Below are 14427 nucleotides of genomic sequence, written 5' to 3'. Positions count from 1 at the left end.
TAACGTGGAAAGTTTTCGGAGGAGGCGTTTGATAACGAAGCGAATAGTAGAGAGTATAAACGCTTCACTCGTTAAGAGAGCGGTATGAAAGGGCGGAAACAAATTGAAAAAAGGAATCATTTGTTTCGTGTTTTCTAGTGTAATACTTAGCTCATGTTCATTTCAGCAAACGATGCAAGAAGAAAAAACATTTGTAGGAACAACAGGAGGGGCTAAGGACCGTGTTACTGATCCGATTCCGCTAAAGGAACTTCCAAAATATTTTCCGGCGAAGTTTAAAGTTCCAACGTTTTTACCTTATGACATTACGAGTGATGTGCAGGGAGAGGTAAGAACGATGGGAAAGAAGAATGCTGTCTTAACGATTAAATATAAGCAACAAGAGAAAGGAAGGCACGATTATATAGAATTAACAGTGGCCAACTTTTCTTACAGTTTTCCATACCTCGTAGAAGAGAATCGATTTCAAGAACAAATGAAATTGAATAATGGAGCACCTGCTTATTTTAAAAATAAGGATGATTACGAGAGAGGGGACGAATTTGCTACGCTTATATGGAAAGAGAAGGGGATTGAATATCAGCTATTATATCGTAATGTAGATGAGAAAGCTGAAGATGTGATTAAACAAAATCTGCTGTACATTGCGAACAATATGGAATGAAAAAACTAGCTGTATCGTGCAGCTAGTTTTTTGTATATTATTTCTTTTTAATTTTTCCTGACCAAGATTTAAATCCACCTTTTAATTGGTAGAAATCTGTGTAGCCTTGTTTTTTTAAGTATTGAGCTGCACGACCTGTACGGAATCCGCTTTGGCAATATAAATAAACCGGTTGATCTTGGCGAAGTTCTTTGTGGCGAAGGCGAATTTGTGATAATGGAATGTTACGCGCACCTAAAATATGTCCCGCGTTAAATTCATCCGCTTCGCGAATATCGATAAGCTGTGCTTTACGGTAGCCAGCGCGAAATTCATCTTCTGAAAGTGTTTTAATTAATTTTTTCTGATAGAAATACATCCATACAGTGTAGCCGATGAATGCTGCAATTGCGGCTAGTATAATAATCAAGTTTGTTGACACGATTCTATCGCTCCTTTTTTCTTATCCTACTTTCAATATTATAATGCCCATATGTATTTATGCAACAGATTCATTTGTATATAAGAAGAAATTTCGTATTCTTTCACAAATTTTGTCGAATTTGGTAGACTAGAGAATGTGAAAAATAATTGGTTATATGAGGTGCAGGATGGGAAAAGAAAAATGGTGTTATATTAACTCTGGTCAATGTTCACCAGCATTTAATATGGCGTTAGATGAATGTTTATTAAATTGGCAAAGTGCAAAGAAAATGTCACCAACAATTCGTTTTTATGAATGGGAAGTACCAACATTAACAGTCGGGTATTTCCAGCGTGTTGAAAAAGATATAAATATGGATGTAGTTAACGAAAAGAAATATGGATTCGTTCGTCGTCAAACAGGCGGCAGGGGTGTACTACATGACAAAGAATTAACGTACAGTGTTATTGTGTCTGAAGATCATCCGAATATGCCAAAAACAGTTACAGAAGCATACCGAATTATTTCGCAAGGCTTATTGGACGGTTTTAAGGCATTAGGATTAGAAGCGTATTATGCAGTTCCGAAAACAGAAGCGGATCGTGAGAATTTAAAAAATCCGCGTTCAGGAGTATGTTTTGATGCACCATCTTGGTATGAGATTGTAGTTGAAGGAAGAAAAATCGCGGGTAGTGCCCAAACACGTCAAAAAGGTGTTATCTTACAACACGGTTCTATTCCGTTAGAAATAGATTTAGATGAGTTATACGACCTATTTTTATTCCCAAATGAGCGAGTAAAAGAGCGTATGAAAAACATGTTTTCTTCTAAAGCGGTAGCGATTAATGAATTAACAGACCGCACATTTACGATTGAACAGTTAATTAAAGCGTTTGAAACTGGATTTGAAAAAGGTTTAGATATAGAGCTTGTGCCGTATGAACTAACAGAAGAACAGCTTCATGAAGTTCAAACTTTAGCAAAAGAGAAGTATGAAAGTAATGAATGGAATTATAAAAAATAAGGAGATGGCGACCGCCATCTCCTTATTTTTATAGTAAATTAAGTACTTTTTCTACTTTGATTCCTTTATCTTGTAAAGAACGAAGGCGATTTACAACGTCCATAATTTCTTTGTCGAATGTAACGCTAATACCTTGGCTTTGTAGTTCTTTTTTTAATCCTTCAATAGAATCATCTATGTCGATGCCAAGCTCGTAATCTTGACAAACTTCAATTGTCTTTTTCACAAGTTTAACATAATTTTCTTGTAGTTTTGTATTTGTTTCAGTCAAAGCAGGTTGCTTCGGTTTTATAGGAGTAACCGGTGCTGTCTCTTGCTTTGTAACTGGAGTAGGTACTGCTTTTTTCACAGGTGCTGGAGTAGATAGTTCTATAGCTGCTTCAACACTTACTGACTTCGACGTTGGTACCGGAGTAGGTTTAGGTGCAGCAGGTGTTGCTACTCGCGTAATAGGCTTTGGAGCAGGTGTAACTGCTTTTGGAGCTTCTGCAACTACTTCTTTTTTCGGAGTAGCTTCTACAACTGTTTCTTCTTGCTCAGCAGCTTCTTTATTTTCTTTGCTCCACATAACGCGTTCAACTTCTAGAGAAACATTGTTTTTGTTCATCGCTGTTAATGTAACTTTACCAACCTCAGCGTTCCCAGTGAAATCAACAATTTTATAAATAACACTCTTGTTCCAATCCACGTTTCCGCTCAAAAATAATTCTTCGTTACATTTCGGCGTTAAGCCCTCGATTTTAATTTCTGCGTTTACACCGTTTTCACTATATACCATAATTAGCGAAGCATTTACATCTTCGTCTGCTAACATTAGTTCACGTACCATTTTGCCGGTGCGTACTTGCGTTTTCTTCTTAACTGACATCAAATTTCTCCTCTCAAAAATTCAGTAATAATAAAAAAATCGTATAACGAAAAATAATTGCTCACGAAGATTTATGATACCGATAATAAAAGCATCACGTCAACAATTAACTTTAATTATTTTGCATTTTTCTTATTTTCTTTATGAAATTTTTCAATTTGTAAAATTATACAGAAGAAAAACAGCCGTTTGAAGGGCTGTTAAAAATTTGATTTTTTGTATAGTAATTTATATAAAATAAAAAATAGGATAGCGATTAAGGCGTTTTGCCAAAAGGTTAGATGATAAATGAGATAAGGTTGTTTTTTAAAATAGACATTTAAAAATACAGCTGAACAAAATGGAGTAGCAAATGCGAATCCAAATAGAATCCTTCTTTTCCAATTCATCTTTTGATTAAAGGAATAGCGCTTTAATAAATATAAAATGAAAAGTATACCTAGTATAATAAGTGAAACGAACAAAGTGGTTCCAGGGATGCTAAAAGCTGGGCTTAATTGTTCGATATTCTTCCCGAAGATTAAAATGAAAGTCGAAACAAGTGCATCTATTCCAAACTGTATAGCAAGAAGTAAGCTAATAACAAAACCGATTAAAGAAGTTTTTTCTAGCTTTGTTTGGGTTGGTAAAGCTGATATAAGTTCATCACAGTAAGATCGTAAATCATTTCCGAAAATATCATAAGCATTTTTATTTTCTGCTTGTGCTTCGATGAGATGATCTAATATTTCTAATAAAATTTCTTCTAATTTTTGTTCGGGTACGTTAGAGAATCGGAGATATACTAGCATATCACCGTAAGCAGCTTCGTTTTCAGGTGTTAGAAGCTCGCGTTTTTTATTGTTCAATTCAACCATGTCTTTCGCTTTCATCCCTATCACTCCCCTTGTAATAAGTTGTTTACCGTCGTTGAAACCATTCCCCAACTTTTTTTAAATTCTTCAAGTTGTTCTAATCCCTTATCAGTTACGTGATAATATTTTCGCTTCGGTCCCAGAGAGGAAGCCTTTAATGTACCTTCAATAAGTTTCTCTTTTTGCATGCGTAACAATAAAGGATAGATGCTTCCTTCACTTACGAATGTAAAGCCGTGTTTATTTAATTTTGTACTTAGTTCATATCCGTACACTTCTTCTTGTGAAATGATATATAGAATGCAACCTTCTAGTACACCTTTTAACATTTGGCTGTGCATGATTTCACCACCTTTTATCCAGGTAACTTGCCTTGCAAGGTAGCTGTTATCCAAATTATAACAGTCAGTAACTTGCAACGCAAGTTACTGAAGTGGAAAACTTTAATCTGTGTTAATTTTCATGTGCTTCCCATACTAATGAGAGGAGGGAAGCACATGAAACCATTTATGCCAAAACTCGTTTACTTTGAACCGAGGGCACTCGAATATCCGCTTGGAAAAGAGCTTTATGAGAAGTTTACGAAGATGGGATTAGAAATCCGTGAAACGACATCACACAATCAAATTAGAAATTTTCCAGGGGAAAATGAATTGCAAAAGTATCGTAATGCAAAAGCAACACTTGTCGTTGGGGTGAGGAAGACGTTAAAGTTCGATACATCAAAACCTTCAGCTGAATATGCAATTCCGCTTGCAACAGGGTGTATGGGACATTGTCATTATTGTTATTTGCAAACGACACTTGGGAGTAAACCTTACGTAAGGGTGTATGTGAATCTAGATGAAATCTTTGAGAAGGCAAAGCAATATATGGATGAAAGGGCCCCTGAAATAACAAGATTTGAAGCGGCGTGTACATCAGACATCGTTGGAATTGATCATTTGACACATGCATTAAAACGGGCGATAGAGTTTATCGGAGAAAGTGAACATGGACGTTTGCGTTTCGTTACGAAATATTCGCATGTTGATCATTTATTAGATGCAAAGCATAATGGGAAAACGCGTTTTCGATTTAGTATTAATTCACGTTATGTTATTAAAAATTTTGAACCAGGGACATCGCCATTTGAAGAGCGAATTGAGGCTGCTCGTAAAGTAGCGGGGGCTAATTATCCTCTTGGCTTTATTGTTGCGCCAATTTATATGCATGAAGGGTGGGAAGAAGGGTACCGTGAATTGTTTGAACGATTGTACAATGCGTTAAAAGACATGAAGATACCAAATTTAACGTTCGAATTAATTCAACATCGTTTTACGAAACCAGCCAAAAAAGTCATTCAAGAACGTTATCCGAATACGAAACTTGAAATGGATGAAGAGAAGCGGAAATATAAATGGGGACGATACGGTATTGGGAAATATGTATATCAAAAGGATGATGTGGAAGTATTAGAAGAAACAATACGAGGTTATATATATGAGTATTTTCCCGATGCAGAAATTCAATATTTTACATAAGGGGAATCTGGATTCTTTTTTTGTTTTATATATTTAGGCTCGTTTCCACCTTGTCACGTTATTCTTTCTGGTGTATCATTTTATTGATTGCTTCGTACGGAATAAGCAAAATGAAATTGGATGGAGGAAACCGATGCCTACCCCTAGTATGGAAGATTATATTGAACAAATTTATTTGTTGATTGATGAAAAGGGTTATGCCCGTGTATCTGATATTGCTGAAGCGCTTAGTGTACATCCATCCTCTGTAACAAAAATGGTACAAAAATTAGACAAAGACGAATATCTAATTTATGAAAAATATAGAGGGCTTGTATTAACATCAAAAGGTAAAAAAATCGGAGAACGTCTCGTATATCGTCATGAATTGTTAGAACAGTTTATGCGCATTATCGGTGTGGATGAAAGCAAAATTTATAATGATGTAGAAGGAATTGAACATCATTTAAGTTGGGAATCAATTGACCGTATCGGTGATTTAGTACAATACTTTGAACAAGATGAAGTTCGAGTAAAAACACTTCGTGGTGTTCAAAAAGCAAATGAAGAGAAAAGTAATTAAGGGGAACGTGTGGCGTTTCCTTTTTTATTTCAATCGAAAAGGACGGGAGAATAATGAAAGCAATTATTTTTGATTTTGATGGATTAATTGTGGACACAGAAACAATATGGTTTCACTCTTTCAGAGATGCTGTTCGTGAATACGGCGGCGAGTTACCTTTAGGGGAATTTGCAAAATGTATTGGAACGACAGATGAAGTGCTTTATGCATATTTAAAAGAGCAATTAAAAGAAAAATTTAACGAGCATGCATTAAAGGGAAAAGTAACAACTTTACATAAAGAGAAAATGAAAATACCAAAAGCGCGTGACGGGGTAAAAGAATATTTAGAAGAAGCGAAAGAACTTGGATTGAAAATCGCATTAGCCTCTAGTTCATCTAGGGAGTGGGTCGTTCGTTTTTTAGAAGAGCTACAAATTAGAGATTATTTTGAAGTGATTAAAACGCGAGAAGATGTAGAGAAGGTAAAACCAGATCCAGCTCTTTATAAAGTTACGATAGAAGAATTAGAAATTGAACCATCAGAAGCTGTTGTATTTGAAGATTCATTGAATGGATTGAAAGCAGCGGTGGCAGCAGGATTAAAGTGTGTCGTCGTACCTAATGATGTGACAAGAAATTTGCAATTTGAAAACCATCACCTTCGTATCGAAAGTATGAAAGAGAAAAGTTTGAAAGAAGTGCTTCAACATATAAAGTGAAACTTTAATCAGTAGGGTTTTTCGCATCTTCCACTGATTATTAGCCCCGCACCAACCGGGATAAAAAAAGACCGTATTTCCTAAAAGGAAGCACGGTCTTTCTTTTTGTTTTTTTTACCTTCAATGACAGTTAAATGAGATTGTTTTCTTTTTCTTTTCAACGATGGAGAATTACCCTTTTTCCCCTTGTCATCAGAAGCATTTCGTTTCAAGAAAGAATTGCTTAGGGGTGCTACATTTTGTTTCCCGTGTTTGCGGTTCGATTGTTTCGCTGCACGCTTATATGAGCTTTGCGAATTTGCAGAACCACTAGAGTTTGTAAACATTTTGTAGAGTAAGTAAAAGATACCGACGACAGCTAACATGATACCAATGTTTTTCAATACTTCCATTGGATTTGTAATAACAGATGAAACAAGGCCGAATATTGCCAATCCGATAATAAGCACAAATATAGCGAATGTAAACGAACGACCGTTCATAAGGGACACCTCCTAAAAACATATATTAAAATTAGTATATTAACGATGAGGAAAGGAGTTGAACACCATTTTTAAATAATTATTGTTTGTTTTCTAAACGTAATAATTCTTCAAACGATGCGATTGCAACTTCCGCTTGATCATCTGTTGGTTCTTTCGTTGTTAATAGTTGCAGCCATAATCCTGGATATCCAAGTACTCGTAAAACAGGGACATCTCGTAATCGATTGGTAAATTGTAATACTTCAAAAGAAATACCGAGAACAACTGGAATTAATAAAATTCGGTTTACTACCCTTGCCCAAAGTGGATCTGTAGGGACGAGGAAATAGACAAACATTCCAATAATGACTGTAAATATAATAAAGCTACTGCCACAGCGATAATGGAGGCGAGTTTGCTTTTGAACATTTTCTACAGTCAGTGGAAGATTATTCTCATAAGCATTGATTACTTTATGTTCCGCACCGTGGTACTGAAATACCCGCTTAATAAGTGGGGTTAAAGAAATGAAGTATATATAGCTCAATAATAGCATGAGCTTAATGACACTTTCGACAATGATTTGCCCTGTATGAGATGGGAAAATCGGTCTCGTTAATTCAGCTAAAAGTGCAGGAACTGCTGTGAAAATTACTTTACCGAATATGAACGATAAAACGCCAACTGCTGCAACTCCTAATACCATCGTTAATTTTGATTGTTCTTCTTTTTTATTTGCAAGTTGTTCATCTTCTTCTGGGTGGACATCAAATCGTTCTGAAGCAAAGTTTAAATGTTTCGCTCCGTTCGCACTTGCATCCACAATAGCGGCAATACCTCGTAAAAATGGAATTTTCTTTAATAGAGACAATGCTTTATTACGAACGCGTGGTAAACGATAAAATTCAATCGATTTATCTTTACGACGAACCGCTGTAACAGTATATTCTCTACCGCCAAACATAACTCCTTCTATGACTGCCTGCCCGCCATATATTTGTTTTGACTCTTCTGCCATGTTAACACCAACCTGTATTTGTTTCTCTCTTATGTAGAAAAAGAGGCAATTGTCATACTTGGTTTTGTCATCTTGAAATAAGACAATCACCGAGTTTCCTTTATTTTATCGACAAATACAGGCAGATGACAAGGGAAAATGTTACGAGAGTCGGACATTTCTTATTCTTTTTATAGACAAATTTTGCAGGATTTAAACATGCCTCAAAATAGTTTCGGGCATACTAGTGTGCGGAGGTGTCAATGTGAATCAAGAACAATCAACAATAAGAAACTTTGTACAAATTGGTTTATTTGGTGGCTTATTTTGGGGAGGTATATGGTATTTCCTTCATATATTCTCATTTACAGAAGCTGGACCTAACTATTTACTTTTACCGTTTGCATTTGGAGATTGGAAAGAAGGGGTTTGGGGAAATGTACTAGGTATCGTTTGTATGGGACTTCTTTCAATTTTAGTGGCATTTCTCTATAAAGCCCTTTTTAAAAAGTTTGAAGGAGTATTCCCTGGCGTACTATACGGTTTGTTTTGGTGGGCATTATTATTTTTGGGGATGGGGCTAATGGCACCTGTTATTAAAAGTGCACTCCATTTACCGAAAGAAACAATTGTAACGACAATATGTCTCTTTATATTATATGGTGTTTTTATTTCCTATTCTGTAGCATTCGAATCGAATAATACAAATAGAGGAGAAGGGGTCGAGAAGACAAACTATTCAAATAAGTGATTCCTATGTTAAAATGTCGTATAGACATTTTTTAATATTAAGGAGCTTTAAGAAAATGAAAAAGTTACTCCTCGTAAATGGTCCTAACCTAAATCGCCTTGGCGTTAGGGAAGTAAATGTATACGGAAAAGGAACGTTAGCGACGCTTGAAACAGATATGAAACACGAAGCAGAGAAAATGGGAGTGGAGTTAGAATGTTTCCAATCGAATCATGAAGGTGCTATTATCGATCGTCTTCATGAGGCTGAAGATATATATGAAGGGATCATTTTAAATCCTGGAGCATTTACGCATTATAGCTATGCGATTCGAGATGCAATTGCGAGCATTTCGATTCCAGTTATTGAAGTACATATTTCTAACATTCATCAGCGTGAGTCGTTTCGTCATGAATCTGTGACAGCGGCTGTTTGTGCGGGACAAATTGTTGGATTTGGTTTTTATGGTTATAAGCTAGCGTTATTTGCATTAATGGAGAAATTGAGGGAGGCATAAAGTAATGGAAAAGATCGAGAGATTAAGAAGTGCGTTTGATGAGGCTGGTATTGACGGTATCGTATTAACGAATGAACATAGCCGTAGATATATGGCGAATTTCACAGGAACAGCTGGTGTTGTACTAATTTCAAAAGAGCGTGCTCTATTTATTACAGATTTCCGTTATGTAGAGCAAGCTAGTAAGCAAGCAGTTGGATACGAAATAGTGCAGCATCCAGGATTAATTCTTGATGAAGTTGCGAAACAAGTTAAAGAACTTGGAATTCAAAAGCTAGGCTTTGAGCAAGATACTCTTACATATAGCTCTTACGTAACGCATAATGAAGCGATCGAAGCTGAATTCATCCCAACTTCTGGGCTTGTAGAAAAGTTACGCTTGATAAAGACTGATTCAGAGATTAAGATATTAAAGGAAGCTGCACAGATTGCAGATGCTGCCTTTGAGCATATTCTATCATTCATTCGCCCGGGAGTATCTGAAATTGAAGTGTCAAATGAACTTGAATTTTTCATGAGAAAACAAGGAGCAACATCTTCTTCGTTTGATATTATCGTTGCTTCAGGTCTTCGTTCGGCATTACCGCACGGCGTGGCATCTGAAAAAGTGATAGAAAAAGGAGATTTCGTTACATTAGACTTCGGCGCTTATTACAAAGGATATTGCTCTGATATTACTCGTACGATTGCAGTCGGTGAACCATCTGATAAATTAAAAGAAATTTATAATATCGTTTTAGAAGCACAACTACGTGGTGTGAACGGTATTAAAGCTGGTTTAACGGGTCGTGAGGCTGATGCATTAACGCGTGATTACATAACGGAAAAAGGATATGGTGAATACTTCGGACACTCTACTGGTCATGGAATCGGTCTTGAAATCCATGAAGCACCAGGTTTAGCGTTCCGTTCTGATACAGTACTTGAACCAGGTATGGCTGTAACAGTAGAACCAGGTATTTATATTCCAGGTGTTGGCGGGGTACGTATTGAAGATGATATCATTGTAACAAGTGAAGGTAATGAAGTAATAACGAAATCACCAAAAGAACTTATTATTTTGTAATACACAGGAGGATTTTTTTACATGATTTCAGTAAACGATTTTCGTACAGGTTTAACAATTTCAGTGGACAATGCCCTTTGGCAAGTAATGGATTTCCAACACGTAAAGCCAGGTAAAGGTGCTGCATTCGTTCGCTCTAAACTACGTAACCTTCGCACAGGATCTGTTCAAGAGAAAACATTCCGTGCAGGTGAAAAAGTAGAAAAAGCACACATCGAAAACCGTCGTATGCAATACTTATACGCGAGCGGTGAGTCTCACGTATTTATGGATAACGAAACTTATGAGCAAATCGAACTTGGTGAAAACCAAATCGAGCGCGAATTGAAATTCTTAAAAGAAAACATGGGAGTATCTATTATGACATACCAAGATGAAGTACTTGGTGTTGAACTTCCGAACACAGTTGAATTAAAAGTTGCAGAAACAGAGCCTGGTATTAAAGGTGACACAGCTTCTAACGTAACAAAACCAGCTAAATTAGAAACTGGTCTTGTTGTACAAGTACCAATCTTCATTAACGAAGGCGAAATGCTTATCATCAACACTGGTGAAGGTAAATACGTTTCTCGTGCATAGTAGAAAAGCACTCGTGATTATCACGAGTGCTTTTTTTATAGGAAATAGGGCAGATAGTAAATTGCAGTTATAGCAAAACTAACTGTGACGAGTGAAAGGGTACCCATAATATATGGAGTCAAAACAATTTGAAACGGGCGTATTTCACCAGTTTCAATACCGGTAAAAGTTTTATTCGTTGCATGATCCATATTGTTATTTCTAAAGGTACTCATAATAATTAACCACGTAATTGCAAATATTGCTAGACTGCCAAGGAAAAAGCTCTCCATAAATGACCAGCCGACCATTTTTGAAAAAAGATAAATAATAGCTAATTCTACTACAATTGTTAAACTAATTTTCAATCCTTTCATATTTTCCCCCCTCATTTTGTACTTCCAACCAATTTGAAAAATTCTTGCGTGATACGACATGTAGTGAGCAAGGTGACTTTACTTCTTTCTCAAGTGCAGCATGTTCGCCTGGAAACTTGTTTTCCACATGCAATGAAATATAAGGTAGTTTCTCTTGCGCCTTTAAAGAGCGAATGTTAGTCGTTTTGGCACCAGCGAATACGTATGTGAGTTGTAAGTCTAAGAAAGCAACTTTAAAGATTTCTTTTTTAGCGGCCTCGTTATATCCTTTTCCCCAGTATGGATAGCCGATCCAACTGCCAATGTGAGATTGCTTTTTCTCATAATTAATATGTTTAAGTGTGGTGAGGCCAATTATTTCATTTTCTTCATTTACAATCACTCTTGATAAGGAGTGCTTTTTTCGTTCCTCTTCAATTGCAAAAAGAATGAATGTTTTTGTATCTTCCACTGATTCTACTTTTAGCCCTAATGCATTTTTTACATGTGGATTGCTTGATAGCTCAAAAATCACATTTGCATATCGTAAATCGAGCGGTAATAAAGTAACTTGCTTCATCATCTATGCTCCTTTTCTATTAAATATACCATAAATTAATTAGAATATTCAGTTTTAGATTAAGTCGATAGAGAAAAATTATGTTTTTACTTCTGAAATAGACAACCTCTGCATATGGTTGTACAAATATATTCTTTTTCAGAATAAGGAAGTAGTAACTGTTATGGGAGAAGGTGGGAGAATGAAACAGTGGCTAGCGGCAATGGAAACATCCGTGCTTGTTATGGGATTACTTCGGTTGTTTTCAGGAAGCGCGGAAATATTCGCCGCTTTGCTTATGCTTTACGTGAATGATGCGAAGAAAGCATTGTTTATAAATGGTATGTTGGCGTTTGTTGGACCGACCGTATTAATTTTAACAATGACAATTGGCATAGCGAGTGTAGCAAGTGAGATTTCTTTCTTGAAACTCTTTTTTCTAGCGCTTGGAATTGGCTGCATTTTTATCGCGTTGTTGAAATAGTAAGTCGAGTATAGTGGGGAGAAGCTTATGAAAGAAGTATTAGAAGTTTTACCGAAAGCGATGAGACAGTTAGTTGAAGGCTGTAAACAATACGATACTCTAGAGGAAATTCGCGTTCGAATTGGAAGGCCACTAGAGTGTATTGCACATGGAGAAGTGTTTTTCTATGACTATATCGCTACAGCGGAAGATGCAATCCATTTATTGAATAAATTAAGTCAATTCTCAATTTATACGATGGAAGAGGAATTGAAACGTGGATATGTGACACTACGAGGAGGACATAGAATTGGCCTAGCTGGAAAAGTCATTACAGAAAAAAGCGCAGTGAAAATGATTCGAGATGTCTCTTCTTTTAATATTCGTATTGCCCGTCAAAAAATAGGGATTGCTGAGCCGCTTCTGCCATATCTTTATGAATCGCGATGGTTAAACACGATGGTAATTGGCCCACCGCAAACGGGGAAAACAACACTTTTAAGAGATGTAGCACGCTGTATGAGTCAAGGTGTAAGTGCTTCGAAAATTCCTTCATGTAAAGTGGGGATTGTTGATGAACGATCAGAAATTGCGGGCTGTGTGAAAGGAATCCCGCAATATGACTTTGGCGTGCGAGTAGATGTATTAGACGCTTGTCCAAAAGCTGAAGGAATGATGATGATGATTCGTTCTATGAGCCCAGACATATTAATCGTAGATGAAATTGGACGTAAAGAAGATAGTGAAGCGATTATGGAGGCGGTACATGCAGGTGTTCAGCTTTTTATAAGTGCACATGGATTTTCTTATGATGATGTTGTGAAACGTCCATCGTTACAGGCGGTGCTGGAACTTGGTGTATTTGATAGGTTTGTGGAATTATCAAAAGCGAGAGGGCCAGGAACAGTTATGCAAGTGAAAGATAGAGATGGAAAACCAGTATTATCCCATAGAAAGGTTCAAGGCGTATGGTGAAAATATTTGGTGCGGTATTAATAGTTGCTGTTAGCACTTTTTTCGGATTTTCATACGCTAAAAGGTACAGTGAGAGACCGCGGCAACTTAGGTTATTGAAGGCAGCATTGCAATCATTAGAAGCTGAAATTATGTATGGACACACGCCGTTATCTGAGGCTGCAGAGCGTTTAGTCAAACAAATGCCGAAGCCGTTAAATTGGATATTTCAAAGCTTTTCGAAACGGCTAGAGGACGGGGAGCAAACAGTTAGAGAAGCTTGGATTGATAGTTTGAAGGAGAACTGGACGTTAACGGCGTTTAAACAAACCGAGTATGAAATCTTACAACAATTTGGTGAAACACTTGGACAACATGATCGTGAATCACAGCAAAAACATATTCGCTTATGTATTACACATTTGGAGAGAGAAGAAGGAGAAGCGAAAGCATTACAACTACAATATGAAAAAATGATAAAGAGTTTAGGGGTACTAGCAGGGCTACTTATCGTAATTTTACTGCTATAGGGGGGAGAAAGGCGATGTCCATTGATGTTGGATTAATATTTCAAATCGCCGGAATCGGCATTGTTTTAGCTTTCATTCATACTGTACTAAAAGAATTAAAGCGAGAGGATATTGCAAATTGGGTTATCCTTGTCGGTTTTGTCGTTATTTTGTTTCATGTTGCATTTTTAATTAATACTCTATTCGACAAGATTAAAAGTGTCTTTCTCTTCCAGTAAAGGAGGCGGTTCGAATCGAAATTATACAAATTGTCGGATTAGGCCTCGTTGCTACATTTTTAGCTGCTGTTTTAAATCAGCATAAGTCTAGTATTACATCGTTATTTATTGTGTTCATTGGTAGCATGATGTTTCTTCTCTTAATCGATCAAATTCATTCTATTTTACAAATGATTGAGAGAGTGGCGAGTGAAGCGAAGGTTAGCAACGTATATGTAGAAACGTTATTGAAAATTATAGGGATTGCTTATATCGCTGAGTTTGGTGCGCAAATTACAAAGGATGCTGGTCAAGGTGCAATCGCTTCGAAAATTGAATTAGCTGGGAAAATCTTAATTCTCGTCATGGCAATTCCTATTTTGACGGTTGTAATTGAAACAATTCTCGGTTTTTTACCTACGGGATAAGGGGGAGTG

General features: G+C 36.6%; 22 protein-coding genes. 14 read left to right on the top strand and 8 right to left on the bottom strand.

The window, feature by feature from the left end; genetic code table 11:
* Window positions 1–127: 127 nt before the first annotated feature.
* The gene (locus QCI77_RS21530; protein ID WP_002165082.1) at window positions 128–664 is read left to right on the top strand and encodes a hypothetical protein; all 537 of its coding nucleotides are present in this window, start codon (window positions 128–130) and stop codon (window positions 662–664) included.
* 37 nt (window positions 665–701) lie between these two features.
* Here the strand turns inward: QCI77_RS21530 and QCI77_RS21525 are convergent, their stop codons facing one another.
* Window positions 702–1085, bottom strand: coding sequence for a rhodanese-like domain-containing protein (locus tag QCI77_RS21525; RefSeq protein ID WP_002015038.1), 384 nt, complete (start codon window positions 1083–1085; stop codon window positions 702–704).
* A gap of 169 nt (window positions 1086–1254) precedes the next feature.
* Here QCI77_RS21525 and QCI77_RS21520 point away from each other — a divergent pair, with 169 nt between their 5' ends.
* Window positions 1255–2091 carry a lipoate--protein ligase family protein gene (locus QCI77_RS21520; RefSeq protein ID WP_002015039.1) on the top strand — a complete coding sequence of 279 codons (837 nt, stop codon included), beginning with the start codon at window positions 1255–1257 and terminating at the stop codon, window positions 2089–2091.
* Between the two features lie 28 nt (window positions 2092–2119).
* On the opposite strand, the gene QCI77_RS21515 is transcribed toward QCI77_RS21520, so the two are convergent.
* The 3 genes from QCI77_RS21515 to QCI77_RS21505 form a co-directional block, all read right to left on the bottom strand.
* Window positions 2120–2959, bottom strand: coding sequence for a dihydrolipoyllysine-residue succinyltransferase component of 2-oxoglutarate dehydrogenase complex (locus QCI77_RS21515; RefSeq protein WP_353825459.1), 840 nt, complete (start codon window positions 2957–2959; stop codon window positions 2120–2122).
* A 200-nt stretch (window positions 2960–3159) separates the two neighbouring features.
* A complete protein-coding gene (locus QCI77_RS21510) occupies window positions 3160–3831 on the bottom strand; it encodes a DUF1129 family protein (protein WP_353825458.1) in 672 nt (223 codons plus the stop codon).
* A gap of 5 nt (window positions 3832–3836) precedes the next feature.
* The gene (locus QCI77_RS21505; protein WP_000556081.1) at window positions 3837–4154 is read right to left on the bottom strand and encodes a PadR family transcriptional regulator; all 318 of its coding nucleotides are present in this window, start codon (window positions 4152–4154) and stop codon (window positions 3837–3839) included.
* Between the two features lie 156 nt (window positions 4155–4310).
* Between QCI77_RS21505 and splB the strand changes: the two genes are divergently transcribed.
* The 3 genes from splB to QCI77_RS21490 all read left to right on the top strand — a co-directional run bounded on the left by splB (window position 4311) and on the right by QCI77_RS21490 (window position 6599).
* A complete protein-coding gene (gene splB, locus QCI77_RS21500; protein WP_353825457.1) occupies window positions 4311–5336 on the top strand; it encodes a spore photoproduct lyase in 1026 nt (341 codons plus the stop codon).
* A gap of 133 nt (window positions 5337–5469) precedes the next feature.
* Window positions 5470–5898, top strand: coding sequence for a transcriptional regulator MntR (mntR, locus tag QCI77_RS21495; protein WP_002143106.1), 429 nt, complete (start codon window positions 5470–5472; stop codon window positions 5896–5898).
* Between the two features lie 53 nt (window positions 5899–5951).
* On the top strand, window positions 5952–6599 hold the full coding sequence (locus tag QCI77_RS21490; RefSeq protein ID WP_002033993.1) for an HAD family hydrolase: 648 nt from the start codon (window positions 5952–5954) through the stop codon (window positions 6597–6599).
* 80 nt (window positions 6600–6679) lie between these two features.
* Here QCI77_RS21490 and QCI77_RS21485 read toward each other — a convergent pair whose 3' ends face one another.
* Complete coding sequence (locus QCI77_RS21485) at window positions 6680–7081, bottom strand: SA1362 family protein (protein WP_002015046.1); 402 nt, start codon at window positions 7079–7081, stop codon at window positions 6680–6682.
* Window positions 7082–7160: 79 nt separating this feature from the next.
* Window positions 7161–8081, bottom strand: a complete 921-nt coding sequence (locus QCI77_RS21480) for a DUF1385 domain-containing protein (RefSeq protein WP_002015047.1) — start codon at window positions 8079–8081, stop codon at window positions 7161–7163.
* Window positions 8082–8325: 244 nt separating this feature from the next.
* Here QCI77_RS21480 and QCI77_RS21475 point away from each other — a divergent pair, with 244 nt between their 5' ends.
* Genes QCI77_RS21475 through efp form a run of 4 tightly spaced genes read left to right on the top strand, consistent with a single transcriptional unit; the run spans window position 8326 to window position 10952 of the window.
* Window positions 8326–8811 carry a YqhR family membrane protein gene (locus tag QCI77_RS21475; protein WP_353825456.1) on the top strand — a complete coding sequence of 162 codons (486 nt, stop codon included), beginning with the start codon at window positions 8326–8328 and terminating at the stop codon, window positions 8809–8811.
* 55 nt (window positions 8812–8866) lie between these two features.
* Window positions 8867–9307: a type II 3-dehydroquinate dehydratase gene (gene aroQ, locus QCI77_RS21470; protein ID WP_002015049.1), complete on the top strand. Its 441-nt coding sequence runs from the start codon at window positions 8867–8869 to the stop codon at window positions 9305–9307.
* Window positions 9308–9311: 4 nt separating this feature from the next.
* Complete coding sequence (pepQ, locus tag QCI77_RS21465) at window positions 9312–10373, top strand: Xaa-Pro dipeptidase (protein ID WP_002033991.1); 1062 nt, start codon at window positions 9312–9314, stop codon at window positions 10371–10373.
* Window positions 10374–10394: 21 nt separating this feature from the next.
* Window positions 10395–10952 carry an elongation factor P gene (gene efp, locus QCI77_RS21460; RefSeq protein ID WP_002190649.1) on the top strand — a complete coding sequence of 186 codons (558 nt, stop codon included), beginning with the start codon at window positions 10395–10397 and terminating at the stop codon, window positions 10950–10952.
* Window positions 10953–10987: 35 nt separating this feature from the next.
* Here efp and QCI77_RS21455 read toward each other — a convergent pair whose 3' ends face one another.
* Together QCI77_RS21455 and QCI77_RS21450 are read right to left on the bottom strand one after the other, a co-directional pair.
* Entirely contained in the window at window positions 10988–11308 is a 321-nt protein-coding gene (locus tag QCI77_RS21455; protein ID WP_002129051.1) for a hypothetical protein, read from the bottom strand.
* Entirely contained in the window at window positions 11289–11867 is a 579-nt protein-coding gene (locus QCI77_RS21450; RefSeq protein WP_181150761.1) for a GNAT family N-acetyltransferase, read from the bottom strand. Before QCI77_RS21450 ends, QCI77_RS21455 begins: the two co-directional genes overlap by 20 nt.
* A gap of 181 nt (window positions 11868–12048) precedes the next feature.
* On the opposite strand from QCI77_RS21450, the gene QCI77_RS21445 reads away from it, so the two are divergent.
* From QCI77_RS21445 to spoIIIAD, 5 genes are read left to right on the top strand one after another with little or no spacing between them, the layout of a single operon-like run.
* Window positions 12049–12330 carry a YqhV family protein gene (locus tag QCI77_RS21445; RefSeq protein WP_000816054.1) on the top strand — a complete coding sequence of 94 codons (282 nt, stop codon included), beginning with the start codon at window positions 12049–12051 and terminating at the stop codon, window positions 12328–12330.
* 27 nt (window positions 12331–12357) lie between these two features.
* On the top strand, window positions 12358–13284 hold the full coding sequence (spoIIIAA, locus tag QCI77_RS21440) for a stage III sporulation protein AA (RefSeq protein ID WP_002143102.1): 927 nt from the start codon (window positions 12358–12360) through the stop codon (window positions 13282–13284).
* Window positions 13278–13793, top strand: a complete 516-nt coding sequence (gene spoIIIAB / locus QCI77_RS21435; RefSeq protein ID WP_002088574.1) for a stage III sporulation protein SpoIIIAB — start codon at window positions 13278–13280, stop codon at window positions 13791–13793. Before spoIIIAA ends, spoIIIAB begins: the two co-directional genes overlap by 7 nt.
* A 14-nt stretch (window positions 13794–13807) precedes the next feature.
* Window positions 13808–14011, top strand: coding sequence for a stage III sporulation protein AC (gene spoIIIAC / locus QCI77_RS21430; protein ID WP_000020914.1), 204 nt, complete (start codon window positions 13808–13810; stop codon window positions 14009–14011).
* 23 nt (window positions 14012–14034) lie between these two features.
* Entirely contained in the window at window positions 14035–14418 is a 384-nt protein-coding gene (spoIIIAD, locus tag QCI77_RS21425; RefSeq protein WP_078172833.1) for a stage III sporulation protein AD, read from the top strand.
* Window positions 14419–14427: the final 9 nt, after the last annotated feature.

It is taken from the genome of Bacillus cereus group sp. MG9 (assembly GCF_040459995.1).
Classification (GTDB): Bacteria; Bacillota; Bacilli; order Bacillales; family Bacillaceae_G; genus Bacillus_A; species Bacillus_A mycoides.
This window is presented reverse-complemented; position numbering and strand designations above follow the sequence as displayed.